Consider the following 25,714-nt stretch of genomic DNA (forward strand, 5'->3'; position numbering starts at 1 on the left):
GCGGTCACCTCGACCTTCCCCGTCGTACGGTCCTGCACGGGCTGGTTGATCCCGCGGTGGCCGTACTTCAGCTTGTAGGTGCCGAAGCCGAGCGCGCGGCCCAGGATCTGGTTGCCGAAGCAGATACCGAACAGGGGCGTCTTGCGCTCCAGGACGGACTGCATCAAAGCCACCGGATGGTCGGCGGTGGCGGGGTCGCCGGGACCGTTGGAGAAGAACACCCCATCCGGACTGACCGCGTACACATCCTCCGCAGTCGCGGTGGCGGGCAGCACATGCACCTCGATGCCACGCTCGGCCATCCGGTGCGGGGTCATGCCCTTGATACCCAGGTCAATCGCCGCAACGGTGAACTTCTTCTCGCCGATCGCCGGGACGACGTACGGCTCACTCGTGGCGACCTCGGCCGACAGATTCGCGCCCTTCATCTGCGGCTGCGCCAGCACCCTGACCAGCATCTCCGCATCCCCGCCGATCGCGTCACCCGAGAAAATCCCCACACGCATCGCGCCCCGCTCCCGCAGGTGACGGGTCAGGGCGCGGGTGTCGATACCGCTGATACCCACCACACCCTGCGCCGCCAGCTCCTCATCCAGCGTCCGCGTCGCCCGCCAGCTCGACGTGACACGGGCAGGATCCCGCACCACATACCCCGACACCCAGATCCTCTTCGACTCCGGGTCCTCGTCATTCACACCCGTATTACCGACGTGCGGCGCCGTCATCACCACCACCTGCCGGTGATACGACGGATCAGTCAGCGTCTCCTGATAACCGGTCATACCGGTGTTGAAAACCGCCTCACCAAACGTCTCCCCCACCGCACCGTAAGCCCGCCCCCGGAAACTCCGCCCGTCCTCCAGAACAAGCACCGCGGCCGTGGACGTACCGGCTTCCTCCCATGCCCCCACGTCAGATCACTCCATTGACAAGAATCATGTAGAGCGCGACGCCCCCACCAATGGACAGAAGCGCGTTGTCCGTCTTCCAGTACATGACCGCCGCCAAGGAGAGTGAGACCAGCTTCGGCAGTCCGTACGGATAGGCCGTCACGTCGAGGTCCTTGATGGTGTACGCCACCAGCAGCACCATCACGCCGGTCGGCATCTTCTCGCCGAGGTAGCGCAGGTAACCGTTCGCGGCCAGCTTCCCCAGGACGACGAAAGGAGCCGCCCGGAGTGCCACGGTCACCAGGGCGATCACGCCGACGACGGCGAAGGCGTGCATATCGGAGAGGGTGTTCACTTCGCCTGCTCCTTTTCCTTCTTGTACATAGCGCTGATGACGACCACGTAGAGCAGCAGGCTCACGATGAGGAAGGACTCCTCGATCACGTAGCGGTCCACGAAGTAGCCGATCGCTCCGGCGCCCAGGGCGAGCAGGACGAGCGTCGCGCTCCTGCTCGTACGCACCGCGTTGACCGCGAGGGTCAGGAACATGGCGGTGAGTGCGAACTCGAAGCCCTTGACGCTCTCCGGGATCACCTGGCCGAGCAGCGCGCCGAGCAGCGCGCCGAGGAACCACCACACGTGGCTGACCACCTGCAGGATGGTGATCTGCCGGCCGGTCAGGTGCGATCCGGGGCCGGCCGAGGTGATGCCGTAGGTCTCGTCGGTCAGGGCGAAGACGCCGTACGTCTTCTGGACGCGTCCGCGCAGCCGGTCGATCGGGAAGGACAGGCCGTAGAAGATGTGCCGGAAGTTCACGATCAGCGACGTGAAGGCGACCTGGTAGAGCGGCAGTCCGGCCACCATGAAGCCGACGGCGAGGAATTCGATGGAACCGGCGTAGATCAGCAAGGTGGAGAGCGGTGCCCAGTACCAGTTGATACCGCTCGCGGTCAGCAGGACGCCGAATGCCACCCCCAGGGGTATGTACGCCATGGCGACCGGCACGGTGAGGCGGACGGCCTCCCCGGTGCCTCCCTTGGGCTGCTGCTGGTCTGTCCGTTCTGTCGGGGGCGGCGATGCGCGCATGATCTCTCCTGCGAGTTCGTGTTCGTGGGGGCCCGGGCAACCGGGGGGAGAGGGTTCGGTGTGGGCCCTCTCCCCCCGGCAGCCGGCGGGGCTCAGACCGCTGACGGGGTGGGGGCGGTCCAGTAACTGGTGGCCTTGGGGTCCACGCTGCGGGCGAGCGGGTCGCGGACTGCCTTCGCGATCAGACCGATCGGGGTGATCACCAGGTAGTAGACGATGGCCAGTAGTACGGTACGCACGGCTCGCACGTCCTTTCTGTCGTTTGCCGGTTGCGGTTGCAGCTGTCGGTTCTCGGCGATCGGTCAGTCGAGGGGGATCTCGTCGCGCCAGTCCGTCTCCTCCTGCCAGACCGGCTGGTCCTCCTTGCGCAGCAGGAAGTTGCCGACGGCGAGGCGGTCGATGTTGGTCCGCATGAAGCAGGCGTACGCCTCGGCGGGGCTGGCGACGATCGGTTCGCCGCGCACGTTGAAGGAGGTGTTGACCAGTACGGGGCAGCCGGTCTGGTCCTTGAACTCGGTCAGCAGGCGGTGGTACGGGGCGTTCCGCTCGGGGGTGACGGTCTGCACCCGGGCCGAGTGGTCGACGTGGGTGACGGCCGGGATGGTGGAGCGCTGCACCTTGAGCAGGTCGAGTCCGCTGATGTCGGCGTCGCCCCCGCCGGTCTCGATCCGCTGGGCGGGCGAGACGCCGGTGACCACCAGCATGTAGGGGCTCTCCTGGTGGAGCTCGAAGTAGTCCTTGGCGTCCTCGGCGAGCACCGAGGGGGCGAAGGGCCGGAACGACTCCCGGAACTTGATCTTGAGGTTCATGGCGGACTGCATCACCGGGTCGCGCGGGTCGCCGATGATCGAGCGGGCGCCCAGCGCCCGGGGCCCGAACTCCATCCGGCCCTGGAACCAGCCGACGATCTTCCCCTGCGCCAGCTCCGCCGCGGTCTGGCGGGCCAGCTCCTCGGGGGTGAGGCGGGTGTACGGGATGTTCTCGCCGTCCAGGTAGGCGGCGATCGCCTCGTCGTCGAACTCGGGGCCGAGAAGCGAGCCGGACATGCCGTCCGTGCCGTTGCCCAGGTGGCTGCGCGGGGCGCCGCGGTCCGAGGCGACGGCGAGGGCCGCGCCGAGCGCGCCACCGGCGTCGCCGGCCGCGGGCTGGACCCACACCTCGTCGAAGATGCCGGCGTTGATGACCTTTCCGTTGGAGACGCAGTTGAGCGCCACACCGCCGGCCATGACGAGGTTGCGCTCACCCGTGACCTCGCGGGCGTGCTTCGCCAGCAGCAGGACGACCTCCTCGGTGACCTGCTGCACCGAGGCGGCGAGGTCGAACTCGCGCTCCGTCAGCGGGCCTTCCGGGCGGCGGCGGGGGCCGCCGAAGAGCTGCTCGAAGCCGCGCCCGGTCATCACCTGGCCGCGTAGGTACTCGAAGTAGTCCATGTTGAGCCGGAAGGAGCCGTCCGGCTTGATGTCGATCAGCTTCTCGCGGATCAGCTGGGCGTAGCGGGGCTTGCCGTAGGGGGCGAGGCCCATCAGCTTGTACTCGCCGGAGTCGACCTTGAAGCCGCAGAAGTACGTGAACGCCGAGTACAGCAGCCCGAGGGAGTGCGGGAAGCGGATCTCGGAGACCGCGTCCAGCCGGGTGCCCCGGCCGTGCCACAGCGTGGTGGTGGCCCATTCGCCGACCCCGTCGATGCACAGTACGGCGGCGGATTCGTACGGGCTCGGGTAGAACGCCGAGGCGGCGTGCGACTCGTGGTGCCGCCGGACGTGCAGCTCGGGGACGCGGCCCAGGCCCAGGGCGGCCAGTTCGTCGCGGACCACGTCGGCGGTGCGGCGCTTCCACTTCAGCCAGGCGGGGAGGGTCTCCCGGAAGGAGGGGAAGCCGCTCGGCGCGGCGCCGGCGAAGGTGGTGAGGACGCGGCGCCACTTCAGCTCCGGGTCCTCGTAGTAGGCGACGGCGGAGACGTCGTCGAGCGTGACGCCCGCCTCGTCCAGGCAGTACCGGATGGCTTTGGCGGGAAAGGCGGAGTCGTGCCGGATGCGGCTGAACCGCTCCTCCTGGGCGGCGGCCACGGGGACGCCGTCGACGATCAGGGCAGCCGCGCTGTCGTGGTAGTAGGCGGCTATGCCCAGGATCAGATCGGGCATGGGAGAACTCCTAGGGGAGGGGGTGGGGAGGTGCGTCGGTGGGTTCGGGCGGCCCGCAGGGAGCCCCGCAGGGGCCCCGAGTCAGCGCAGGCGGGCGCAGGCAGGCCCTAGCTGAGTCAGCGCAGGCAGGCGCAAGCCGAGTCAGCGGGTCTTGCCCGCGGAGCGCATGGCCCGGCGTCCGGCCTGGCGGGCGCGGAAGCCCGTCGGCGGGTTGAGCGAGCGGTATCCGGTGCGTACGCGCGCCCAGGCGGCGTCCAGCGCGCCCGCGCCCTGGGAGGCCGTGATGGACGAGAGGTAGGTGTCGATGGCGTCGGCGGCCCACGCCGAGTGGCCCGTCGCCACGTTGTCCACCGTGTTGTGGATGTCGACGAAGCGGGTGCTGAACCCGTACTTCTTCAGCGCCAGCCGGGCCCGCCGGTAGGTGCCGCCGACGCCGGAGAGCTCCATCGCCAGGTTCAGCCCGAGCACCTCGGGCATGAAGGTCTGCGGGAATCGCCCGATGCTCAGCCAGTACACCGGCAGTTCGAAGGACGAGTTCCGGAAGCCCTCCCACTCCGCGAACGCGCGGGCGCTGGTGGGCGGCAGGTCGAAGCCCATCTCGGTGAGGACCTCGCGGTAGATGAGCGGGTGGTTCAGGTCGGCCTCGCCGTTGCCCAGCTCGTCCCAGTACGTGTCGAAGAGGGAGTGCCCGATCTCCGACGAGGCGTGCTCGTAGTCGGTGAAGCCCATGATCCAGGCCCCGTCGATCAGGGTCAGCGGCGCGAGCTGCACGGTGGAGTCGACGAGCGCCTCGCGGCTGGGCAGCTCCTCCTCGGTGCCCTGTTCGAACGCCTCGCTGTGCCGGTCGTGCATGTCGACCAGCCACGGCCGCAGCCCTCGCGGCGTCCACCGCTGTGGCAGCGGCATCTCGGCGTCGTCCATGCCGTGCCGCGACCGGCCCAGCCAGCCGTGCGCGTACTCGCGGGCCCAGGCGCGTACGGCGGGCGTATCGGTGCGGTTCAGCAGCAGGTGGTACGCCTCCCGCAGGTCCGCCGGGGGCCGCCCGTCGGACTCGGCCCGCCACGCGCCCAGCCCCAGCGGGCGGGACGGGGCGAGGGCGGCGCCTCCCTCGGGGGTGCCGACCGCGGGCCCGGGCAGTGAGCCGATCCACCGGCGTACCACGTCCAGGTCCTCGGGCGAGAACACCCGGAACATCTGACCGTTCTCCCCCACCAGGCCGTTCACCAGCAGGCTCTGCCCGGGGTTGCCCGGTCGCACCAGGCGGCTGCGGGACAGCGCCCCCAGCATGGGCCGCGGGTCGGTCTGGCAGTCCTTCAGCCAGTCGGCGAGCGGCCGCCCCTCCAGGGGGAAGGAGTGGTGGTACACCGCCCCCTCGCGGGCCCGCTGCCGCATCAGCTCGGCCATCTCGAACGCCGGGTCGCAGGCCGCGACCAGCTCGTCGTGCAGCCGCTGCGTCCACTCCCGCAGGGCCGCCAGCGCCCAGCGGAAGCCGGTGCCGACGCGGGTGCGCGCGTCGTCGCCGTCCCGCGCCACCACCCGCTGTACGGCGGTCAGCGCCAGCTCGGCGCCGCTGGGCCCCGTACCGCGCGGGGCGGCGGGGTCGACGAGCTCCCAGCGGGTGACCGTCGGCTGCTCGGCCCGTACCAGCGTCAGCGCCGGCAGCAGACCGACCGACCGCAGGCACAGGTCGGCGCCGAGGATCTCCGGCAGGAAGTCGTCCGGGCGCCGGCTCATGGCGAGCAGCAGGGCCGGCAGCCGGAAGTGGCCGTCGTCCAGGCGCTGGTCGGCCGCGAGCCGGCCGGCGGGCACGGCGTTCTCCGATACGCCCAGGTGCCGCAGCACCGGCAGGTAGGCGTCGCCGCGCGAGGCGCGCGGGTCGCCGACGCCCAGGTCGGACGCGTACAACGCGAGCACGCTCAGGACGGCGGGGTCGTCACCGTTGCCCGGTGAGCTCAGCCACTGCAGCCAGGCACCGGACATCAGCGCGAGCGGTGCGCAGGCCAGCGCGGTCCGCCGGACGAGCACGGCTCGGGTGCCGGGGTCGAGCGGGCCGAGCAGCTCCTGGAACCGCAGGGTTTCCGTCGCCGACCAGTCGGCCGCCCGCTGCCGCAGCTCGTCCAGCGTGCCGTCGGGGTCCTGGCCGGCGGTGAGTTCTCCACGGATCTCGGCCGGCAGGCGGCCCGCGGGCAGGGCCGCCTCGGGGTCCACGGCTCGGCCGTAGACGGTCCTGGCGGATTCGGCGGTGGTGGGGTCCGGGCCGCTGGGGCGGGGCGGTGCCGCGGCCACGGTGGGCGCTGCCACGTCGTTCCTCTCTCTCGGGTGCTGGGGTGCTGAGGCGCTGGGGGTGATCAGGCGCGGTGTCAGAACATCGGGTAGATGGAGGCGTCGTTCTTCGGCTTCGGCTTGCGGCCGAGCAGCTTGTTGACGAGGTTGCGCAGGAAGGTCATGACTGTGTCCTTTGAGGTGGTGGTGGAGAACTAGTTGAGGCCGAGCTTGTCGGCGAGGAGGCCCGCGACGAGGTCGTGGCCCTCATCGGTGAAGTGGATGCGGTCGACGAAGAGCCAGTCGTCCTTGCCGATCGCGTCGGCGATGACCGGGTTGCTGTCGAGGTAGCGCACGCCCATCTGCTCGCAGCCGGCCTGGAGGGCCTTGGAGTACGTCTCGCGGGCGTCCATCGACGAGATGTCGCCGTACACCGCGCCGAAGTTCGAGATGCTGTCGAGCTCCTCGAAGATCAGCTTCTCCTGCGGGGCGGGCTCCTCGCGGACCCAGGTGGCCAGCGGCTGCAGTACGAAGGTCAACTTCGCGCCCATGCCCTCGGCCAGCAGCCGCCAGCTGTCCAGGTGGCGCAGCGTCAGCTCGGAGCCGATGTCGATCTGCTCCGCCAGGTCGGGGACCCGGGTGTCGACGGGCTCGGGCGCCTGCTGGCGGCGGCCGCCGAACAGGCCGCGTCCCGCGGACGCCTTGCGGGACCGGGCGCGCAGCTCCTCCATCTGGCCGTAGAAGTCGTTGCAGTTGAAGAAGGCGCCGCTGTCGCCGCGGATGGAGGAGGGCAGCCGGCTCAGGCCGAGATCGTTGAAGCCGGAGAACAGCACGATCTCGTCGACCTGCGGGAGCAGGTGCCGGTAGAGGGTGAACAGCAGCAGTTCCTGGGTGGAGTTGTGGCTACGGCCGGCGAAGTTGAGCCACGGCACGGACGGGGCGTGCTTGCTCCACAGCCGGGAGGGCAGGGTGTGGCGGTCGGCGCTGGCGCCGATGCCGAACGACGTGGAGCTGCCGGCGAACAGCCTGACCGGCCCCTCGGGCAGCGGCCGGCCGACCGAGGCGGTCTGGCCGTCCGGGCCGTGGGAGAGGCGGAAGCCGAGCCGGTCGGTGTTGACGACCTCGGAACGGTGGTCGGCGGCGTGGAAGTACATCAGGTACGGCATCCAGCGGACGTCGCCGCGGTCGTCGAACTTCTCGGCGTACTGCAGCATCTGCGGGGTGAGCGTCGCGCGAGCGGACATGGACGGGTGCTCCTTTGCGGTGGTGCGGTGCGGGCAGCGGGTGAGGGGGAAGCGAAGCCGGGGAGGCCCGGGGTGAGCGGGCTCAGTCCAGCGCCTGAGCGAAGTCGGCCTTCAGGTCGTCGAGGTGCTCGAGGCCGACGGCGATGCGGACCGTGCCCTCCGTGATGCCGATGGCGCGCAGCCCCTCGGCGTCCATCGAGCGGTGGGAGGTGGCCGAAGGCTGCTGCACGAGGGTCTTGAAGCCGCCGAGGGAGACGGCGCGGTCGACGAGCCGCAGCCGCCGCGTGAACTCGAGGGTCTCCTTGCGTCCGCCCGCGACGTCGATGGCCAGCACCCCGCCGTACCCGTCGGGCAGCAGGCGCCGCGCCAGCTCGTGGCCCGGGTGGCCGGGGAGTCCGGGCCAGTGGACCTTGGCCACCTTGGGGTGGCCGGACAGGAACAGCGCGAGGCCGTCGGCGTTCTCGTGGTGGCGGCGCATGCGCAGGCCCAGCGTGGCCAGGCCGCGCAGGGTCAGCCAGGCGGCGAACGGATCGGCGATCGTGCCGGTCTCCAGCGAGCGCGACCACACCTCGCGGTGGAGGGCCGCGTCGGCGAAGGACGCGATGCCGCCGAGGACGTCGCAGTGGCCGGAGAGGAACTTGGTGGAGGAGTGCACCACCACGTCGGCACCCAGCGAGATCGGCCGGCAGCCGAGCGGCGAGGCGAAGGTGTTGTCGACGACGCAGGTCAGGCCGGCGGCCTTGCCGGCGGCGAAGAAGGCGGGCAGGTCGGTGACCTGGGCGGTGGGGTTGGAGAGGGTCTCCAGGTACAGGACCTTGGTGGTCGGCCGCAGGGCCTCGGTGACCTCCGCCGCGTCCCGGCCGTCGATGTACGTGACCTCGACGCCGTAGCGTGCGGCGAGGTCCCGCAGCAGGGCGAACGTCCCGCCGTACAGGTGCTTCTGGACGATGATGTGGTCGCCGCTGGCGAGCAGGGTGTGCAGCACCGTGTGGATCGCGCCCATGCCGCTCGAGGTGGCGAGGCTGGCGGCCGCGCCCTCCAGCGAGGAGACGGCGTTCTCCAGGGCGCGCACCGTGGGGTTGGAGTTGCGCAGATAGGCGAACGATCCGGGGCTGTTGATGGCTTCGGCCAGCTCTTCGGGGTTGTCGTAGCCGAAGTTGGCGGTCTGGTAGAGCGGCGTGTTCAGCGGCCGGGCCCCACCCAGATCTGGAATCCCTACATGGATCGCCTGGGTCTCCGGATGCAGCTGTGTCGGCACGGTGTTCCTCTCGGTGTACGGCGCTCGACCAGGTGCTTTCGAGCGGCTCGGTGTACTGCGGCGAACTCAGCTTCACCGGGGCCGGGCCGTCTGTCACCGCTTCTCGGGTGCCACGAAAATGCATGGCACGGGTGTGCCACCGCCCGCCCTCGGAATCGGGAAAAGACCTTGTCGGCACGGGTGTTGAGGCAGTTTCGTGCGTTGCACTTTCGTGCCGGGGGAGAAGCGTGGCGCGGCCCGGTGCGGCGACGGAGGATGGGTGCCCGTCCCCCACGAACGCCGAGGAGAGGCAGTACGTCGATGAACACGGCAGAACCGGTGCGCGAGCTCACGGTCGTCCGCGCGGAGCCGGAGGCAGCAGGGGTCCTGGGGATCACGCTGGCGGATCCGGGCGGCGGGCCGCTTCCGGGCTGGGAGCCCGGGGCGCACATCGATGTCGTACTGCCGTCGGGGACGGTCCGCTCGTACTCGCTGTGCGGCCGGCCGGAGGACCGCGACGCCTACCGCATCGCGGTCTTGCGCGTCCCGGACGGCCGGGGCGGGTCGGAGGAGCTCCATACGACGCCCCTGGTCGGCAGCAGGTTGACGGTGCGCGGCCCGCGCAACCGCTTCCCGCTCGTCCCGGCCCCCCGGTACGTGTTCATCGCGGGCGGCATCGGCATCACGCCCCTCCTGCCCATGCTCCGCGAGCTGGCCGCACGCCCGGGCGCCGCGTCCTGGTCCCTGCTGTACGGCGGCCGCTCCCTGGACACCATGGCCTTCCATGCGGAGGTGACCGCCCTGCGCGGCGGAGAGATCACCCTGTGGCCGCAGGACAGCCACGGCCTGCCCGACCTCGACCGGACGCTGACCGGCCTGCCGCCGGACACGGTGGTCTACTGCTGCGGCCCCGACGGCCTGCTGGACGCGGTACGCACCCGCACCGAACGCCTCCTGCCGCCGGGCGCGCTGCACCTGGAACGCTTCCAGCCGGCGGCCCCGGCAGCCCCACCCGCGTCCGACGGCGCCTTCGAGGTGGAACTGCGCCGCACCGGCCTCACCCTGCGGGTGCCGGCCGACCGGAGCCTGCTGGACGTGGTCCGCGAAGCGGTGCCGGGAGTGCCGTACTCCTGCGAGCAGGGCATGTGCGGCACCTGCGAGACCAAGGTGCTCGACGGCACCCCGGAGCACCACGACGTACTGCTCACCGACGAGGAGCGGGAGGCCGGCAACACGATGATGATCTGCGTGGGCCGGGCCGAGAGCAGCCGGCTGGTCCTGGACCTGTAGGCCCGGGCATTACGGCACGTGCACCGCCCCGGCACGGAAAGGGCCAGGGGCCGACCCGGGAGGGGTCGGACCCCTGCTGGCCTGCGATCTTGCACGATCAGTGACGCGGTGGCGCGTCAGCCGCTACACGTTGACGTGCGGAATGCCTCAAGGACCGATCTCCGGGTGGCTTCGGCCACGGGCGCTGCGGCGGGCGTAAGGATGCGGACGAGCGGCGCGAATCAGTCGGAACTGCAGGAGCTCTTCACCGTCCAGCTTTACGACCACCGGTAGGATCGGCGGCATGAGCGGTAGCAGGAAGTACTCCATCAGTCTGCCCGAGGACCTCGCCGAGGCCGTACGCGCCCACGTCGGCCCGGGCGGCTTCTCCGCCTACGTCGCCGAGGCCCTCGAACAACGGGTTGCCATGGACAAGCTCCGGGAGATCGTCACCGACTTCGAGACCGACAACGAAGCTCTCACCCGCGAGGAGGTCGAGGCCGCCCGGGCGCTGCTGCGCCACGATCACCGGCAGGCCGGCGGGGCTGCGGCCTGATGCCCGGCACCCTCCTGCTCGACAGCGAAGGCCTCTCGAAGCTCTATCGCAAGGACCGTACCGTCGTGGCTCTGGTCCAAGCGGCGTCGGAAGAGGGCATCCGCGCCGCCACCAGCGCCATGACCACTCTTGAGGCCGACTACGAGCGTATCCACCCGGCCCGCGTCAAGTGGGTCCTCTCCCGCGTCGACGTTCACGACGTCACCAGGGAGATCACTGACCAGGCCGCCGCGCTTCTGCGCGCCCAGCACCTTCACGGCCACAAGTACGCCATCGATGCCGTCTTCGCCGTCATCGCCCGCAACGCACCCCGGCCGGTCACCGTCCTCACGTCCGACCCCGAGGATCTGACGCTCCTGTGCGGCCCTTCCGTGGAGGTCATCAAGGTCTGAGGCGGTGTCACTGCCACGCTGACCGGACCTGCCACCGCCCCTCATCACGGGCCGAGGTCTCCCCGCAGACCGAAGCTCATGCCCGACCCGCTGAAAAGCAGGCCGGGCACAGCGCTTGACGGCAGGTCAGCCGTTGATATCCGAAGCCGGATCCTGTCCTGCGGCTGCGATCCCGCATTGATGTCCTTGCGGTTCCACTTGATGACGGCCCAATTGCACGCCGTCCCCGTCACACCGAACTGCGGGTGGCCAGGGTCCCCGGCGGCCACCGCCACTGCGGGGGCCGAGTGCGGAAGAACGCTCATGGCCTGTCCCTCAGCCTGCGCGGCAGGAGCGGAGAGCGCGATAGCTGCCACGGCGACAGCAGGCGCGCCCGTCATTCGCCCTGGGGCTGCGCGGTGCGGCCGCATCGACTTCATGGTCAGAGGATGGCGGCGCGTACGCGCAGGCCAAGTTGACCGTCCCGAGAGGACAGCACCGGCCTCGCTTTACATCCAGCACCTGTCCAGCGCGGTAAAAACCCAGGGGCCCACCCCCGGAGAGGCGGACCCCTTCTGACCTGCATGTGTGCCAGATCAGCGATGTGACTCACTACACGTTGAAGCGGAATGTCTGCGGTCTGATCCTGACCTGCGGCGGAGCCTCTTCCAGGGCTCTGACCTGGGATTTCCTTGTTGGCATGCGTTGGCTCCAGACGGCCGTTTACGGGTGTCCTGCGGACTGGCTGCGGACTGCCCGGGGGCTCCGAGGCGGCGAAATCCCTGGCACACCGGCTGGGCCTGCAAGGAGACTGCGCAGGTGAGCGACTCCTACCCCTGTCCCTGCTGCGGGCACCGCGTGCTGGACGAGATGCCCGGCTCGTACGAGATCTGCCCCGTCTGCTTCTGGGAGGACGACGGGGTCCAGTTCCGCTGGCCCACCATGAGCGGCGGCGCGAACAAGGTCTCCTTGATCGAGGCCCAGCGGAACTACCAGGACTTCGGCGCCTGCGACGAGCACAGCCGCCGGTTCGTCCGCCCGCCGGCCGAGGACGAGCCGCTCGACCCCGCCTGGCGCCCCATCGATCTGACCCGGGACTCCTTCGAGGACTGGGCAGCCGAGGACAGCGCCCCGTGGCCCGACGACAGCTCGGTGCTCTGCTGGTGGCTCCCCACTTATTGGCGCCGGGACCACCCATGACCACCCACACCGAGAGACTCATCCAGCAGCTCGACGACTCGACCGGCCCGTCGTACGACGCCCGCGCGGAACTGATCGGTATCGGCTCCGACGCCATCCCCGCCATCATCGACGGACTGCCCTCCCTCGGCGGCTTCGGGCAGCTGACCGCCATCGAGGTCTTCGAAGAGGTGGCGGACCCACGCTGCGGCCCCGCTCTGATCGCCCAGTTTGCAGCGACGACTCCACCGTCCGGGAATGGGCGGCGATGGCCCTGGCGAGCCTGAAGATCGACGGCGCGGTCGAGACCGTGCGCCACGCTTATCGCGCCTGCCTGGAACGAGCGACGCCACCGGACTGGAGCGAGCCGGAAGGCATCCGCTGGGCCCTGACCGAACTCGGCGCCCGCACCCCCGTCGTCCCACCGCTTACTGCCCACCTACGAGCCACCGCTGCGGACAACGCTCCTGGCTGGCCCTCGGCCCGCTTCACCGAGATCATCAACGACCTGGCCGACCACGCCCAGGTGATCCTCTACTCCCAGTTCTGGCGAGTGGACGCCGGCCGCACGTACGGCATCTCCGGCACTGGCTTGGACTGGGAACTCGACTGGACCGCGTCCTGGGAGCACCTGGTCGAAGAGTCCCGCACCTGGTCCCTACTGGAAGCCTCCGAAGCCCCCACCGGTGACAACGTCTTCGTCGCCCCCACGTGGATCGACCGCACCGACCTGCACCCGGAAGGTGACCGATGCCGTCCCAGCACCCCGACGAAATTGGCTACGGCCATGTGGTCAAGAGCTACGTGACGAGGACGTACGGGGGCCTCCCGCGCTACCTCGTCCTGAACGGCGGGCGCTTCCTAGGCCCCCGATGGTGGCACACCACACGCTTCACCCGGCACCTGATCGCTGACGCCGCCGCGATCAACGACGAGGAACTGGAAGCCCTCCTCGGGTACGAATGGCGCTCGCGCCTCACCGCCGCCTGGCTAATCGGCGTCGACCGCCGCGAACGGTTCCGAGCACGCATCTGCGACCTGCTCTTGGCCAGCGAGGTCTGCTACTCCGGCAGCGCCTACTGCTTCGCCCTGGCCCGATTCGGCACCCACGCCGACGCCGAGATCCTCACCGCCTACCTCGACCGCTACCTCCCCCACACTGACCTCCACTACGACCAGCCCGCCGCCCTGGGCGCCCTCCTCCGCCTCGACGCCCTCCTCGGTACCCACCACACCGACCGCTTCACGGAGCCCGACGGCCTCTGGGACGAGTGGGTCATGGGCGTGGGACGCCTCGGCTACCCCAGCTACACCCCCGCCGAGCTTCGCCGCTGGGCGGACCTCCAATGCGACTTCGCCAACGGCTGGACCCGGACGTAGCCGCAGCTGCCTGACTGCCGGTACGTGAAGTCCGCGCGCGCCATGTACCGGCCGCAAGTGCGGCACATGAAGAGGTAGCCGGTGAGCTGCAGTAGGACATCCGACTCACTGCCGCGCAGGACGCAGCAATCCGACGCGAAGGCAGGGTGAGCACCCGACTCCCCTCTGTAGCATCATCTGACCAGGCGTTAGCAGCCCACACAGAGACTGGGAGATCGGACGAGGGATGACGAGCACGCCGAAACCAGCGCAGCCGATCAGCCCAGCCGCCTACGGAGCTCTGGCCGGCGCGCTTAAGTCGATCTTCTGGTACAAGCGTGACCTCGAACGATTCATCCGCTTGTGGGCCACGGACCACCCTTCACTGCTGGCCCACATGGACTTCAGCGGCTACAAATGGGCCACCGCAGATGAGTTCGTGGACCGGTTGATGGCAAATGAGCGCAAATATCGCGACCTTTCACTTCGGATGATGGCGGAGGTTTCTCAACTGACGAGCTTCCCTGCACTGAAACGGCACGAGAGCGCCGAATCGCTGATCGCCGAAGCAAGGGAAGCAGTCGACCATCTCAGGGGGCTGGTGGACCGCCAGCGCGTTGCCCACGAGCAACAGTCGCAGTTCGATGATGAGCTTCTCACGTACCGCGCTGTAGTGGAGGCCCAGCATGGCTTTGAAGCTAAGCTTGCCGCTCTTAAAGAACGCTTCCTCGAACTGGAACGCATGGATAATCGCCAGAAGGCAGGCAGGCTCTTCGAGCCATTCCTGAATGACGTCTTCAGGCTGTTCGACATGGAACCGCGCCTGTCATACAGCCTGGAGTACGAGCAAATCGACGGCTCGCTCACCTTCGACACGGACGACTACATCGTTGAAGCCAAGTGGTGGCAGGAGGCGATCCAGCCCCACCACCTCTACAGCTTCAATGAAAAGGTGAGGCGGAAGGGGAAAAATTCGCTTGGAATCTTTATCAGCGTAAATGGATTCACTAGCGGAGCCCGAGAAGCCTACAGGGAGAGTACGCCGTTCCTGACGATGGAGGGGCTCGATTTCTTCTACGTTCTCGACGGGCGCCTCACGCTCGACGAACTTTTGCGACGCAAGAAGCGTCACGCAAATGAGACCGGAAGCTGCTACTTTCCAGCCACGATGTTCCCGGGCGAATAGACGAAACAGCCCGTCGCCGTCAAGCCGGAGTCGACGGAAGGCCCTGTACCCAAACTCAGGGTGCGCAACTAACGCCACCCGTTAAGTGACACCTGAGAACTGCCGTGCAGGTACTGATGGAGAGCACTGGCAGTTGTGTCGACAAAGGCGTCGGGAATGGCGTTGGCATCGACCCAGCGGACCTGGGCGTGCTTGCGGGGTTCGCGGTTTTCGGGTTCGCCAGTCCATTCGTGGGCGGCGAAGACGGCGGTGAGGAAGCCGTTGGGGGCTTCGACGCCCCAGGCGCCGTGGATGATGTGGGCGACCTTGAGGGACTCGGGCTTCACGGTGAGGCCGGTCTCCTCGTAGAGCTCGCGGACCGCGGTTTCGGTGATGGGCTCGCCCGGTTCGCTCTTGCCGACGGGGAGGTCCCACATGCCCTGGGCGAACTTGGCGTTCTCGCTGCGTTGGAGAAGGACCACGCGGTTGGTGGCCTTGTCGTGGACGATGACGGCGGCGACCAGCAGTGTCATGGATTCGAGCGCCGGCTTCAGGGCCTTGGGCTGGTCGTCGGTCTGCTGTGTCACGGTGTTTCCTTCGTCGGGCGGGTTGTTGGGCATGTTAGGCGAGGGCCTCGCGGGCACGGCGAGCAAGATCGGCGGCGCCGGGTACCTTGCGCCGCTGGTAGATCGCCAGGGTGGAGCGGATCGAGGCGGCGCGGGCCAGGTACACGGTGGCGAAGAGCAGGGCGATGGCGAGTCCGCCCGGCTCGTTGGAGGCGTAGGCGAGTTCCTTGGCGGCCTTGCGCAGGGCGGTGGCGGCTTGGTGGTCGGCGCGGGTGGCGGAGCGGCGGGCGCGGGGCTCCGCCCCGGCGAGCTCCACGTCTGCCCGCCCAAGACCGCTCGCTCGCACCGCGTGGTCCCGCTCCCCCGCATGGCGGTGGATGCGATGAAGGCCCACCTGCGGGACTTTCCCGCCGATGGGCCCGAGGGCTGGATCTTCACGGCGCCGCAAGGCGGGCCCGTGGTCTACACGCACTTCATGGACGGGTTCTGGCGGCCCGCCTGTGCGAAGGCCGGCATACCGAAGGGGACCGGACCCCATGCCCTCCGGCACACTACGCCAGCCTGCTGATCAAGCACGGCGAGTCGGTGAAGACCATCTCCGAGCGCCTCGGCCACACCAACGCGGCCATGACGCTGAACATCTACACCCACCTGTGGCCCGACTCCGAGGAGCGGACCCGGGTCGCCGTCGACAAGGCATACGCGGACCAGTCCGCCAATGCCCAGCCACAGGTCGACGAAGCGGCATAGCCGCTCCCCCACGTGCCGCACTCATCCAGCACGTTGCGGACTCTGTGCGGACCTCAAAGGCCGCCCAACCCGCTCCGTCGCAGGTCAGACGGCCTTTCACCGGACGTATTACACGTTGAAGCGGAACTCCACCACGTCCCCGTCCTGCATCACGTACTCCTTGCCCTCCATGCGGGCCTTGCCCGCCGCACGGGCCTCGGCGACCGAGCCGGTGGCGACCAGGTCGTCGAAGGAGATGACCTCGGCCTTGATGAAGCCCTTCTGGAAGTCGGTGTGGATCACACCGGCCGCCTCGGGGGCCGTCGCGCCCTTCTTGATGGTCCAGGCGCGGGACTCCTTCGGGCCCGCCGTGAGGTAGGTCTGGAGGCCCAGGGTGTCGAAGCCGACGCGGGCGAGGGTCGCCAGGCCGGGCTCCTCGGCGCCGACCGACTGGAGGAGCTCCATGGCGTCCTCCTCGTCGAGCTCGGCGAGGTCCGCCTCCAGCTTGGCGTTGAGGAAGATCGCCTCGGCCGGGGCGACCAGGGCGCGCTGCTCGTCCTTGAACGCCTCGTCGACCAGCTCGTCCTCGTCGACGTTGAAGACGTACAGGAACGGCTTGGTGGTCAGGAGGTGCAGGTCGTGGAGGAGCTCGGCCTTCTCGGAGCCCTGGACGATGCCGTGGGAGAAGAGCGTGTCGCCCTTCTCCAGGATCTCCTGGGCCGCCTCGACCGCCGCTGCCTTGGGGGCGACGTCCTTCTTGATCCGGGACTCCTTCTGGAGGCGCGGCAGGACCTTCTCGATCGTCTGGAGGTCGGCGAAGATCAGCTCGGTGTTGATCGTCTCGATGTCGTCCTTCGGCGAGACCTTGCCGTCGACGTGGACGACGTTCTCGTCCTTGAAGGCGCGGATGACCTGGCAGATCGCGTCGGACTCGCGGATGTTCGCCAGGAACTTGTTGCCCAGGCCCTCGCCCTCGCTCGCGCCGCGCACGATGCCCGCGATGTCGACGAAGTCGACCGTGGCCGGGAGGACGCGCTGCGAGTTGAAGATCTCCGCCAGCTTGGTGAGGCGGACGTCCGGGACGCCGACGACGCCGACGTTGGGCTCGATGGTGGCGAACGGGTAGTTGGCCGCCAGCACGTCGTTCTTGGTCAGGGCGTTGAACAGGGTCGACTTGCCGACATTCGGCAGGCCGACGATTCCGATCGTGAGCGACACGTTGGCGACTTCCCTAGAAGTGTGGATGGTGGGCCGACCCCCCAGTTTACGGGCGCGGCGGGGCGGCCGGCGACGGCCGCCGGGGGCGTCTCCCGGGCGAACTCTCGGCCAAGGTCGTATAAACGGCGTGTCCGATGCCTGATTCCTGCCCGCTCGCGACCTACGTTGTCCAGGTGGAGCAGCAACGGAACAGTCCCCCTCGGCGCCGGCAGCGGCCGCGCCAGCGCCCCCCGGTCGTCCCGCCGCCCCAGGGCACCCTCGTCGAGGGCCCGCCCCGCCCGGTGGTACGGCGGGGCCCACGGCCGGGCCCCGGTTCCCGGCCGGAGCGGCCGCGCGGCGGGCCGGTGCGCCGGACCGGGCCCCGGCCGGTGCCGCCCCTCGTCCTCGCGCTGCGGCGGCTGCCCCGGCCGCGGCTGACCGGGCTCGGCGCGGGGCTGTTCGCCGCCGGGGCCATGTTCGTCGTCGGCTGCCTCGACTGGCTGCTGTTCGACGGGTCGCCGCTGGTGTACGGGCTCCTCTTCCTGCCCGTCAGCGCGCTCACCGCGCTGTGGGTCCGGGAAGCGGACCTGGTCACGGCGCCGATCAGCGTGCCGATCGCCTTCGCCGTCGGGGTCGTACCGATCGCGGGCGGCGTCGGGGGCGTCGGCGGCCGGACCATGGCCGTGGTCACCGCACTCGCCGTCCACGCCGGCTGGCTGTACGGCGGCACGCTGGTCGCGGGCCTCATCACCTGCGTACGCAAGGTGCGCGAGATGGGCCGGCGCCAGCGCGCGGCGGCCGCCGCGCGCATGGCGCAGCGCCGCACGACGCCCTAGGTCGTGTCGTGCGGCACCCGGCGCGGGCCACTCCCGCCCGCGCCGCGCGCCACGAGTGCCTCAGTGCCGTGCCGCCGCCATCGCCGCGCCGACGATGCCCGCGTTGTTCTGCAGCTGGGCCGGGACCACTTCCGCCCGGACGTGCTTGATCAGCGGCAGGAACTTCTCCGCCTTGCGGCTGACGCCGCCGCCCAGGATGAAGAGCTCGGGCGAGAACAGCATCTCCACGTGCGCCAGGTACTTCTGCACCCGGTGCGCCCACTCCTCCCAGCTCAGGTCCTTGTCGTCCTTCACCTTCGTGGAGGCGCGCTTCTCCGCCTCGTGGCCGTCCAGCTCCAGGTGGCCCAGTTCGGTGTTGGGCACCAGGTGTCCGTCCGTGAAGACCGCGCTGCCGATGCCCGTGCCGAGGGTCAGCACGATCACCGTGCCCTTGCGGCCGCGCCCGGCTCCGAAGGTCATCTCGGCGACACCGGCCGCGTCGGCGTCGTTGAGCACCGTGACGGGCGGGGAGCCGTCCAGCCGGTCGCGGATGAGCGCCGCGGCGTCGACGTCGATCCAGCCCTTGTCGACGTTCGCCGCCGTACGGATCGTCGAGCCGGTGACGACGCCGGGAAAGGTGACGCCGACCGGGCCCGACCACCCGAAGTGGGCGACGACCTCCGCGACGCAGCCCGCGACATCGTCGGGTGTCGCGGGCTGCGGGGTCAGTACTTTGTGGCGGGCCTCGGTCAGATCGCCGCGCTCCAGGTCCACGGGAGCGCCCTTGATCCCGGACCCGCCGATGTCCACTCCGAAGACGTTCATGGACTCAACGTTACGGGGCGGCACCGACACGTCACCAAATCACTGCTTCTCGGCGCGCGCCTCCGCCTGCGCCACCAGCGCCGCGGCCTCGGCGCGCAGGTCGCGCCGCAGCTCCTTCGGCAGCGAGAAGGTGATCGACTCCTCGGCGGCCTTCACGATCTCGACGTCCTCGAAGCCGCGCTGCGCCAGCCACTCCAGGACGCCCTCGACCAGGACGTCCGGGACGGACGCGCCCGAGGTGACGCCGACCGTCGCGACGCCCTCCAGCCAGGCCTCGTCGATCTCGTCGGCGAAGTCCACGAGGTGGGCGTCCTTCGCGCCCGCGCCGAGGGCGACCTCGACGAGGCGGACGGAGTTCGAGGAGTTCTTGGAGCCGACGACGATGACGAGGTCCGCCTCGGCGCCCATCTGCTTGACGGCGAGCTGGCGGTTCTGCGTCGCGTAGCAGATGTCGTCGCTCGGCGGGGAGACGAGCAGCGGGAACTTCTCCTTCAGGGCGTCCACCGTCTCCATCGTCTCGTCGACGGAAAGGGTGGTCTGGGAGAGCCAGACGACCTTCGACGGGTCGCGGACCTCGACCTTGTCGACGTCGCCCGGGCCGTCGACCAGCGTGATGTGGTCGGGCGCCTCGCCGGACGTGCCGATGACCTCCTCGTGGCCCTCGTGGCCGATGAGGAGGATGTCGAAGTCCTCCTGCGCGTACCGGATGGCCTCCTTGTGGACCTTGGTGACCAGCGGGCAGGTCGCGTCGATGGTGGCGAGCTTGCCGGCGGCCGCCTCCTCGTGGACGACGGGTGCCACGCCGTGCGCCGAGAACATCACGATCGAGCCGGGCGGGACCTCCTCCGTCTTCTCGACGAAGATCGCGCCCTTCTTCTCCAGGGTCTGGACCACGTACTTGTTGTGCACGATCTCGTGCCGTACGTAGATCGGCGCTCCGTACTGCTCCAGGGCCTTCTCGACGGCGATCACGGCGCGGTCCACGCCCGCGCAGTAGCCGCGGGGGGCGGCGAGGAGGACGCGGCGGGCGGCAGGCGTAGCAGCAGTCATGCGTCCCATCGTAAGGGCGCGTCGGACAGGCGCATGATCGGCGGCGTACGGAGACTGGGTGGCATGGTCGGCACCAGTACGCAGGAGGCGGAGCTGCGGCACAGCGGGGGCGGGCTGCGGCGGACGCTCGGATTCCGGGACCTCGTGGTCTACGGGCTGCTGTTCATCGCGCCCATGGCGCCGGTCGGCGTGTTCGGCACCCTGGACGCGAAGTCGCACGGGGCGGTCGCGCTGGTCTACGTCGTGGCGACGGTCGCGATGGCGTTCACCGCGTTCAGTTACGCCCAGATGGTGCGGGTCGCACCGCGGGCGGGGTCGGTCTTCACGTACGCGCGCAAGGGGCTGGGGGAAGGGCCGGGGTTCGTCGCCGGGTGGATGGCGGCGCTCGACTACGTGCTGATCCCGGCGGTCGCGTATCTCTTCGCGGGCATCGCGATGGAGGCGCTGGTGCCGTCCGTGAACCGGTGGGTGTGGACGGCGCTCGCCGTGGTGGTCACGACGCTGCTCAACCTGTGGGGCGTACGGGCGGCCGCGCGCGTCGGCTTCGCCGTGCTGGCGATGGAGATCGCGGTGCTGGGCGTGTTCGTGGTGTCGGCGGTGGTGGTGCTCGTACGGGACGGGGCGCGGCGCGGCTGGCTGTCGCCGCTGACGGGGGACGCGGGGTTCTCGATGGCGGCGGTGCTGGGGGCGGTGTCCGTGGCGGTGCTGTCGTACCTGGGCTTCGACGCGATCGCGTCGTTCGCGGAGGAGGCGGTCGGGGGCTCGGGGAGGGTGGCGCGTGCGCTGCTGTTCTGCCTGGCGCTGGCGGGTGTGCTGTTCGTGGCGCAGACGTATCTGGTGGCGCTGCTGGAGCCGGTGCCGTCGGCGCGGCTGGCGGCGGAGCCCGGGCGGCAGGGGGCGGCGTTCTACGACGCCGTGCAGGCGTCGGTGGGCGCCTGGCTGCACGACCTGGTGGCGACGAGCAAGGCGATCGGCGCGGCCTTCGCGGCGCTCGCGGGGCAGGCGGCGGCGGGCCGGCTGCTCTTCGCGATGGCCCGCGACCGGCGCCTGCCGCGGGTGCTGGCGCGTACGGACGGCGGGGTGCCGCGGGTGGCGCTGGGGGTGGCGGCCGTGGTCACGCTGGTGGCGGCGGTGTGGGCGGCGCGGCGGGACGAGGGGATGGACCACCTGGTGTCGGTGGTGAGCATCGGGGCGCTGACGGCGTTCGTGCTGCTGCACGCGAGCGTGGTGGGGTGGTTCGCGGTACGGAGGGGCGGTACGGGGCAGAGGGGCGGTGGTACGGGGCGGCCGCCGCACTGGCTGAAACACGTCGTCCTGCCGGTGGTCGGCGGGGCGATCCTGGTGGCGGTCATCGCGGAGGCGGCGACGTCGGCGCTGGTGGTGGGGTCCCTGTGGCTGGCGGTGGGGTTGGTGGTGCTGGCGGTGCAGTGGGGGCGGAGGGACGGCAAGACATAGGCGGCCCCCGGGGCGGCACGGGCCCGCCCCGGGAGGCCCCCGGATCAGCGTGCGGGCGCGTACGGGAGGAGGCCCGCGTCGATCCGCTCCCACCGGGCGCGCAGATCGGCCAGGAGCGCGGGCTCGGCGGTTGCCCTGTCCGCCTGCTCACGCTGGTCCGACGGAAGGTGGAACAGCCGGTCCCGGCCGTCCTTGCCCCGGTAGTACTTCCAGTCGCCCCGCCGCAGCGCCCGTTCGCCGCGTACGCGCCAGAACAGTGACCGTTCCGGCAGGTCGTGCCCGTACAGGAGGTGGCCGGCGAGGCTGGTGCCGTCGAGAGGGTACGCGGGGTGGGGGCGAGCGCCCGCGACGTCCAGCAGGGTGGCCGTCCAGTCCGGTGAGAACACCGGCTCGTGGGTGACCTGGTGCGGGTCGATGCGGGCCGGCCAGCGCACGATGGTCGGGACCCGGATGCCGCCCTCCTGGAGCGATCCCTTGGTGCCCGACAGCGGCCAGTTGTAGGAGAAGCGCTCCCCGCCGTTGTCGCTGGCGAAGACGACGAGGGTGTCCCGCTCCTGTCCGGAGCGCCTGAGCGCGTCGAGGACCGTCCCTACGGAGCGGTCGAGATCCTCCACCATCTCCGCGTACTTCTCGACCGAGCCGCCGTCCTGGTGCCACAGGGCCCGGGGGTCGCCGGACCTGATGCGCCGCACGATCTCCGCGCTCGCCTCGGTGTCGCCGTCGGCGATCCAGGGCCAGTGGGGCGTGGTGAAGTTGAGGTTGAGCAGCCAGGGCCGGTCGTGGTCCGGCCGCAGGACGTACTCGGCGGCCCGCTCCGTGAGGACGCGGGTGTAGTAGCGCAGGTCCTTGTACGGCGCGTCCCCTTCGTACAGGTCGTACTCGCCGCCGAGGCCCAGCTTGGAGTAGTACTCCAGGGCGCCGCCGAAGTTCCCGAAGAACTCCTCCCAGCCGGAGCGGACGGGGCTGTAGTCGGGCAGGTGGCCGCAGTGCCACTTGCCGATGAGGGCGGTGCGGTATCCGGCCGCGCGGAGCAGCGAGGCCAGCGTCGGGTGCGTCGGCTCCAGGCCCTCGGACCTGTCGGCGATGGGCTCGGCGAGGCCGCCCTTCGTACGCCCGGGATAGCGGCCCGTGTAGAGGCTGAAACGGGTCGGTGAGCAGGTGGACGATCCGGCGTACGCGTGGGTGAAGCGCAGCCCCTGGGCGGCCAGCCGGTCCAGGTGCGGGGTCCTGATGTGCCGGGCGCCGTACGAGGACAGGTCGGCCCAGCCGAGGTCGTCGCCCAGGACGAAGAGGATGTTGGGGCGCGGTGAGCGCCTCCCGGGAGCGGCGCGGAAGGGCCGTTCGCGCGGGTGTTCCGCTGCTGCGGCGTCTCCCGCGGCGGGGCCGGCGACGGTGACGGCCGCCGCGGCGGCGGCTGCGGCACCGAGGCTGCGGCGGGACAGGCGGAGGCGGTCGGGCGAGGGTGAGGGCGGGGGCGAGGACGTCATGGGATCTCCAGACACGGTGGCACGGCGGCGCGCGCCCACAGGACACGCAGGGCACGGCGCGGCACGGCGGCGCACGGCGAGACGGCCCTGAAGAAGGGCCGGAAGGAAGGAAGGAAGGGAGGGAGGGTTCAGCACGCGGTCAGCCGCGCTACCGCCTGGCGCACGCGAGGGGCGCGGGAGGTGCGGGAGGTGCGAGGAGGCGGCGGTGCGTCAGGCGCGTACGAGGGCGCGGCGACAGATGGCGCTCGCGACACGGACCAGGTCGACGTGGCGGCGCTCCACGAGCGTGACCGCGCGGTCACGGGAAGCCTGCATGAGGCCAGAGCTTCACGGAAAGACGGTGTACCTGTCAACGGCGGCTCGGATCGCGGACTTCCGGGGCCGCGGCGGTGTCGGTGCGGGCGCGTACGCTCGCTCGCATGGCTCTGAATACGTCTGCCGAAGCTCCGCTGCCCGTCGGTGAGGTGTCGCGGCTCATCGGGGGGTGGATCGACCGGCTCGGCGCCGTGTGGGTCGAGGGGCAGATCACGCAGTTGTCGCGGCGGCCGGGCGCCGGGGTCGTGTTCATGACCCTGCGCGACCCGTCGTACGACATCTCCGTGAGTGTGACCTGCTACCGGCAGGTGTTCGACGCGGTCGCGGACGTCGTAGCCGAGGGCGCGCGCGTCGTCGTGCACGCGAAGCCGGAGTGGTACGCGCCGCGGGGGCAGCTGTCGCTGCGGGCGGCGGAGATAAGGCCCGTCGGGATCGGGGAGCTGCTCGCGCGTCTGGAGGTGCTGAAGCGGTCCCTGGGGGCGGAGGGGCTGTTCGCGGCGGAGCGGAAGAAGCCGCTGCCGTTCCTGCCGCAGCTGATCGGACTGGTCTGCGGCCGGGCCTCGGCGGCCGAGCGGGACGTGCTGGAGGTCGCGCGGCGGCGGTGGCCGGCGGTCCGCTTCGAGGTGCGGAACGTCGCCGTGCAGGGTGTGCACGCGGTGCCGCAGGTCGTGCAGGCGGTCAAGGAGCTGGACGAGCTGCCGGACGTCGACGTGATCGTCGTCGCGCGCGGCGGCGGCAGCGTGGAGGACCTGCTGCCGTTCTCGGACGAGCAGCTCGTACGGGCGGTCGCCGCCTGCCGTACGCCGGTGGTGTCGGCGATCGGGCACGAGCCGGACTCGCCCCTGCTGGACCTGGTCGCGGACCTGCGGGCGTCCACGCCGACGGACGCCGCCAAGAAGGTCGTGCCGGACGTCGGCGAGGAGCTGGAGCGCGTGCGCGCGCTGCGGGACCGCGCCCTGCGGACGGTGCGGGGCCTCATCGACCGCGAGGAGCGGGGCCTGGCGCACGCGCTGCACCGGCCGGTGATGGAGCACCCCCAGCGGATGGTGGACGAGCGGGAGGCGGAGGTCGACGCCCTGGTCGCGCGCAGCCGCCGGGTGCTGGGGCACCTGCTGGACCGGGCCGACTCGGAGCTGTCGCACACCCGCGCGCGCGTGGTGGCGCTCTCGCCGGCGGCGACCATGGAGCGGGGGTACGCCGTGCTCCAGCGCGCGGACGGCGCGGTGGTGCGCTCGCCGGAGGAGGTCGCGCCGGAGGAGGAGCTGCGGGCGCGGGTGGCGGAGGGCGAGTTCGCCGTGCGCGTGACCGCCGACGGTGTCGTACCCGGCGCTTAGGGTGGTGCGCATGGCAGCCAACACGACGGACACGGACACCGGCACGGCCCCCGGCACGAACCCGGGCGCGGACCCCGGCGCGGGCGCGACCGAGGCGGCGATCGGTTACGAGCAGGCGCGCGACGAGCTGATCGAGGTCGTACGCCGCCTGGAGGCGGGCGGCACGACGCTCGAGGAGTCGCTGGCGCTGTGGGAGCGGGGCGAGGAGCTGGCCAAGGTGTGCCGCCACTGGCTGGAGGGCGCCCGCGCCCGTCTCGACGCCGCGCTGGCGGAGCAGCAGCGCCCGGAGCGCGACGACCGCTGAGGACCGACTGTTGAGGACCGACCGCTGAGGACCGACCGCTGAGGACGGGCGCGGGCAGCCGGCCCCGGTGACATGGATCACTCGAAGCCGGATTTAGTTGAAAGTTAATACATCTCCGGCGTACTGTCGTGCCATCGCCTGATACCCGCATCACGAAAGGCACCAGCATGTCCCTCGTTCTCGACGCCGCCGCCCAGGACCTCCTCTTCCGCGAGGCCCGGACGGCCAACACCTTCACCGACGAGCCGGTGACCGAGGAGCAGGTGCAGGCGATCTACGACCTGGTGAAGTACGGCCCCACCGCCTTCAACCAGACCCCGCTGCGCGTCGTCCTGGTCCGCTCCGCCGAGGCCCGCGAGCGCCTGGTGAAGCACATGGCCGAGGGCAACCAGGCCAAGACCGCCGCCGCCCCGCTGGTCGCGATCCTCGCCGCCGACAACGAGTTCCACGAGGAGCTCCCGCAGCTGCTGCCGCACTTCCCGCAGGCCAAGGACATGTTCTTCGCCGAGCGCCCGGTCCGCGAGCAGTCCGCCGCCCTGAACGCCGCCCTCCAGGCCGCCTACTTCATCGTCGGCGTCCGCGCCGCGGGCCTGGCCGCCGGCCCGATGACGGGCTTCGACTTCGCGGGCGTCCAGAAGGAGTTCCTGGACGCCGACCACACCCCGCTCATGGTCGTCAACATCGGCAAGCCGGGCGACGACGCGTGGTTCCCGCGCAGCCCGCGCCTCGCCTACGACGAGGTCGTCAAGACCGTCTGATCCGGTCCGTCCGATCCGGTCCGGCGTGTGGGCCCCGAGCGCGGTGCGCTCGGGGCCCACACGCGTTCACGCCTTCTTCGGCGCGGTCAGCGCCGCCGCCATCTCCGCCAGCCGCTCGTA

General features: G+C 70.4%; 29 protein-coding genes. 14 read left to right on the plus strand and 15 right to left on the minus strand.

All coding sequences use genetic code 11. The features are described from left to right. The 8 genes from carA to ABZX67_RS31715 form a co-directional block, all read right to left on the minus strand. Window positions 1-911 (minus strand): glutamine-hydrolyzing carbamoyl-phosphate synthase small subunit (carA, locus tag ABZX67_RS31680; RefSeq protein ID WP_355367677.1); only part of this gene is annotated, 911 nt, incomplete at its 3' end. Window position 912: 1 nt separating this feature from the next. Then, window positions 913-1,245 carry an AzlD domain-containing protein gene (locus ABZX67_RS31685; protein WP_355367680.1) on the minus strand — a complete coding sequence of 111 codons (333 nt, stop codon included), beginning with the start codon at window positions 1,243-1,245 and terminating at the stop codon, window positions 913-915. Then, the gene (locus ABZX67_RS31690) at window positions 1,242-1,976 is read right to left on the minus strand and encodes an AzlC family ABC transporter permease (protein ID WP_355367683.1); all 735 of its coding nucleotides are present in this window, start codon (window positions 1,974-1,976) and stop codon (window positions 1,242-1,244) included. The genes ABZX67_RS31685 and ABZX67_RS31690 overlap by 4 nt, the downstream gene beginning before the upstream one ends. A 92-nt stretch (window positions 1,977-2,068) precedes the next feature. Further along, entirely contained in the window at window positions 2,069-2,215 is a 147-nt protein-coding gene (locus ABZX67_RS31695) for a hypothetical protein (RefSeq protein WP_355367686.1), read from the minus strand. Window positions 2,216-2,278: 63 nt separating this feature from the next. After that, on the minus strand, window positions 2,279-4,117 hold the full coding sequence (locus ABZX67_RS31700) for a carbamoyltransferase (RefSeq protein ID WP_355367689.1): 1,839 nt from the start codon (window positions 4,115-4,117) through the stop codon (window positions 2,279-2,281). Between the two features lie 141 nt (window positions 4,118-4,258). Then, a complete protein-coding gene (locus tag ABZX67_RS31705; protein ID WP_355367692.1) occupies window positions 4,259-6,418 on the minus strand; it encodes an iron-containing redox enzyme family protein in 2,160 nt (719 codons plus the stop codon). A 176-nt stretch (window positions 6,419-6,594) separates the two neighbouring features. Continuing rightward, entirely contained in the window at window positions 6,595-7,623 is a 1,029-nt protein-coding gene (locus ABZX67_RS31710; protein ID WP_355367695.1) for an SGNH/GDSL hydrolase family protein, read from the minus strand. Between the two features lie 82 nt (window positions 7,624-7,705). Next, window positions 7,706-8,881: an aminotransferase class I/II-fold pyridoxal phosphate-dependent enzyme gene (locus ABZX67_RS31715; RefSeq protein ID WP_355367698.1), complete on the minus strand. Its 1,176-nt coding sequence runs from the start codon at window positions 8,879-8,881 to the stop codon at window positions 7,706-7,708. Between the two features lie 300 nt (window positions 8,882-9,181). On the opposite strand from ABZX67_RS31715, the gene ABZX67_RS31720 reads away from it, so the two are divergent. The 8 genes from ABZX67_RS31720 (at window position 9,182) to ABZX67_RS31755 (ending at window position 14,780) form a co-directional block, all read left to right on the plus strand. Beyond that, on the plus strand, window positions 9,182-10,150 hold the full coding sequence (locus tag ABZX67_RS31720) for a PDR/VanB family oxidoreductase (RefSeq protein ID WP_355367701.1): 969 nt from the start codon (window positions 9,182-9,184) through the stop codon (window positions 10,148-10,150). 283 nt (window positions 10,151-10,433) lie between these two features. After that, complete coding sequence (locus tag ABZX67_RS31725; RefSeq protein WP_355367704.1) at window positions 10,434-10,685, plus strand: hypothetical protein; 252 nt, start codon at window positions 10,434-10,436, stop codon at window positions 10,683-10,685. Continuing rightward, window positions 10,685-11,077: a DNA-binding protein gene (locus ABZX67_RS31730; protein WP_355367707.1), complete on the plus strand. Its 393-nt coding sequence runs from the start codon at window positions 10,685-10,687 to the stop codon at window positions 11,075-11,077. The genes ABZX67_RS31725 and ABZX67_RS31730 overlap by 1 nt, the downstream gene beginning before the upstream one ends. A gap of 798 nt (window positions 11,078-11,875) precedes the next feature. After that, window positions 11,876-12,256, plus strand: coding sequence for a CPCC family cysteine-rich protein (locus tag ABZX67_RS31735; protein ID WP_355367710.1), 381 nt, complete (start codon window positions 11,876-11,878; stop codon window positions 12,254-12,256). Further along, complete coding sequence (locus ABZX67_RS31740) at window positions 12,253-12,522, plus strand: hypothetical protein (protein WP_355367713.1); 270 nt, start codon at window positions 12,253-12,255, stop codon at window positions 12,520-12,522. The genes ABZX67_RS31735 and ABZX67_RS31740 overlap by 4 nt, the downstream gene beginning before the upstream one ends. After that, window positions 12,504-13,043 (plus strand): hypothetical protein, encoded by a 540-nt coding sequence (locus ABZX67_RS31745; protein WP_355367716.1) that lies wholly within the window; start codon window positions 12,504-12,506, stop codon window positions 13,041-13,043. Before ABZX67_RS31740 ends, ABZX67_RS31745 begins: the two co-directional genes overlap by 19 nt. After that, window positions 12,986-13,615 carry a DUF6000 family protein gene (locus ABZX67_RS31750; RefSeq protein WP_355367719.1) on the plus strand — a complete coding sequence of 210 codons (630 nt, stop codon included), beginning with the start codon at window positions 12,986-12,988 and terminating at the stop codon, window positions 13,613-13,615. Before ABZX67_RS31745 ends, ABZX67_RS31750 begins: the two co-directional genes overlap by 58 nt. 226 nt (window positions 13,616-13,841) lie before the next feature. Next, the gene (locus ABZX67_RS31755) at window positions 13,842-14,780 is read left to right on the plus strand and encodes a restriction endonuclease (protein ID WP_355367722.1); all 939 of its coding nucleotides are present in this window, start codon (window positions 13,842-13,844) and stop codon (window positions 14,778-14,780) included. A gap of 68 nt (window positions 14,781-14,848) precedes the next feature. Here ABZX67_RS31755 and ABZX67_RS31760 read toward each other — a convergent pair whose 3' ends face one another. Together ABZX67_RS31760 and ABZX67_RS31765 are read right to left on the minus strand one after the other, a co-directional pair. Then, complete coding sequence (locus ABZX67_RS31760; protein ID WP_355367725.1) at window positions 14,849-15,379, minus strand: NUDIX domain-containing protein; 531 nt, start codon at window positions 15,377-15,379, stop codon at window positions 14,849-14,851. Window position 15,380: 1 nt separating this feature from the next. Further along, on the minus strand, window positions 15,381-15,719 hold the full coding sequence (locus tag ABZX67_RS31765; protein WP_355367761.1) for a hypothetical protein: 339 nt from the start codon (window positions 15,717-15,719) through the stop codon (window positions 15,381-15,383). Between the two features lie 191 nt (window positions 15,720-15,910). Between ABZX67_RS31765 and ABZX67_RS31770 the strand changes: the two genes are divergently transcribed. Further along, entirely contained in the window at window positions 15,911-16,075 is a 165-nt protein-coding gene (locus tag ABZX67_RS31770; protein ID WP_355367728.1) for a hypothetical protein, read from the plus strand. 108 nt (window positions 16,076-16,183) lie between these two features. Here ABZX67_RS31770 and ychF read toward each other — a convergent pair whose 3' ends face one another. Then, on the minus strand, window positions 16,184-17,272 hold the full coding sequence (gene ychF / locus ABZX67_RS31775; RefSeq protein WP_355367731.1) for a redox-regulated ATPase YchF: 1,089 nt from the start codon (window positions 17,270-17,272) through the stop codon (window positions 16,184-16,186). 173 nt (window positions 17,273-17,445) lie between these two features. Between ychF and ABZX67_RS31780 the strand changes: the two genes are divergently transcribed. Then, entirely contained in the window at window positions 17,446-18,087 is a 642-nt protein-coding gene (locus tag ABZX67_RS31780; RefSeq protein WP_355367734.1) for a DUF6542 domain-containing protein, read from the plus strand. A gap of 60 nt (window positions 18,088-18,147) precedes the next feature. On the opposite strand, the gene ppgK is transcribed toward ABZX67_RS31780, so the two are convergent. Further along, the gene (gene ppgK, locus ABZX67_RS31785) at window positions 18,148-18,891 is read right to left on the minus strand and encodes a polyphosphate--glucose phosphotransferase (RefSeq protein WP_355367737.1); all 744 of its coding nucleotides are present in this window, start codon (window positions 18,889-18,891) and stop codon (window positions 18,148-18,150) included. Between the two features lie 39 nt (window positions 18,892-18,930). Then, complete coding sequence (locus ABZX67_RS31790; protein WP_355367740.1) at window positions 18,931-19,950, minus strand: 4-hydroxy-3-methylbut-2-enyl diphosphate reductase; 1,020 nt, start codon at window positions 19,948-19,950, stop codon at window positions 18,931-18,933. 54 nt (window positions 19,951-20,004) lie between these two features. On the opposite strand from ABZX67_RS31790, the gene ABZX67_RS31795 reads away from it, so the two are divergent. Beyond that, window positions 20,005-21,396, plus strand: a complete 1,392-nt coding sequence (locus ABZX67_RS31795) for an APC family permease (RefSeq protein WP_355367743.1) — start codon at window positions 20,005-20,007, stop codon at window positions 21,394-21,396. Window positions 21,397-21,440: 44 nt separating this feature from the next. On the opposite strand, the gene ABZX67_RS31800 is transcribed toward ABZX67_RS31795, so the two are convergent. After that, window positions 21,441-22,883, minus strand: coding sequence for a sulfatase-like hydrolase/transferase (locus tag ABZX67_RS31800; protein WP_355367746.1), 1,443 nt, complete (start codon window positions 22,881-22,883; stop codon window positions 21,441-21,443). Between the two features lie 210 nt (window positions 22,884-23,093). Continuing rightward, window positions 23,094-23,198, minus strand: coding sequence for a putative leader peptide (locus ABZX67_RS31805; protein WP_355367749.1), 105 nt, complete (start codon window positions 23,196-23,198; stop codon window positions 23,094-23,096). Between the two features lie 104 nt (window positions 23,199-23,302). On the opposite strand from ABZX67_RS31805, the gene xseA reads away from it, so the two are divergent. From xseA to ABZX67_RS31820, 3 genes are all read left to right on the plus strand, one after another. After that, window positions 23,303-24,532 carry an exodeoxyribonuclease VII large subunit gene (gene xseA, locus ABZX67_RS31810; protein ID WP_355367752.1) on the plus strand — a complete coding sequence of 410 codons (1,230 nt, stop codon included), beginning with the start codon at window positions 23,303-23,305 and terminating at the stop codon, window positions 24,530-24,532. A 10-nt stretch (window positions 24,533-24,542) separates the two neighbouring features. Beyond that, window positions 24,543-24,836, plus strand: coding sequence for an exodeoxyribonuclease VII small subunit (locus ABZX67_RS31815; RefSeq protein ID WP_355367755.1), 294 nt, complete (start codon window positions 24,543-24,545; stop codon window positions 24,834-24,836). 167 nt (window positions 24,837-25,003) lie between these two features. Beyond that, window positions 25,004-25,594 carry a malonic semialdehyde reductase gene (locus ABZX67_RS31820; protein WP_355367758.1) on the plus strand — a complete coding sequence of 197 codons (591 nt, stop codon included), beginning with the start codon at window positions 25,004-25,006 and terminating at the stop codon, window positions 25,592-25,594. Window positions 25,595-25,714 lie beyond the last annotated feature (120 nt).

Source organism: Streptomyces sp. NPDC003036 (genome assembly GCF_040611175.1).
Lineage (GTDB): Bacteria > Actinomycetota > Actinomycetes > Streptomycetales > Streptomycetaceae > Streptomyces.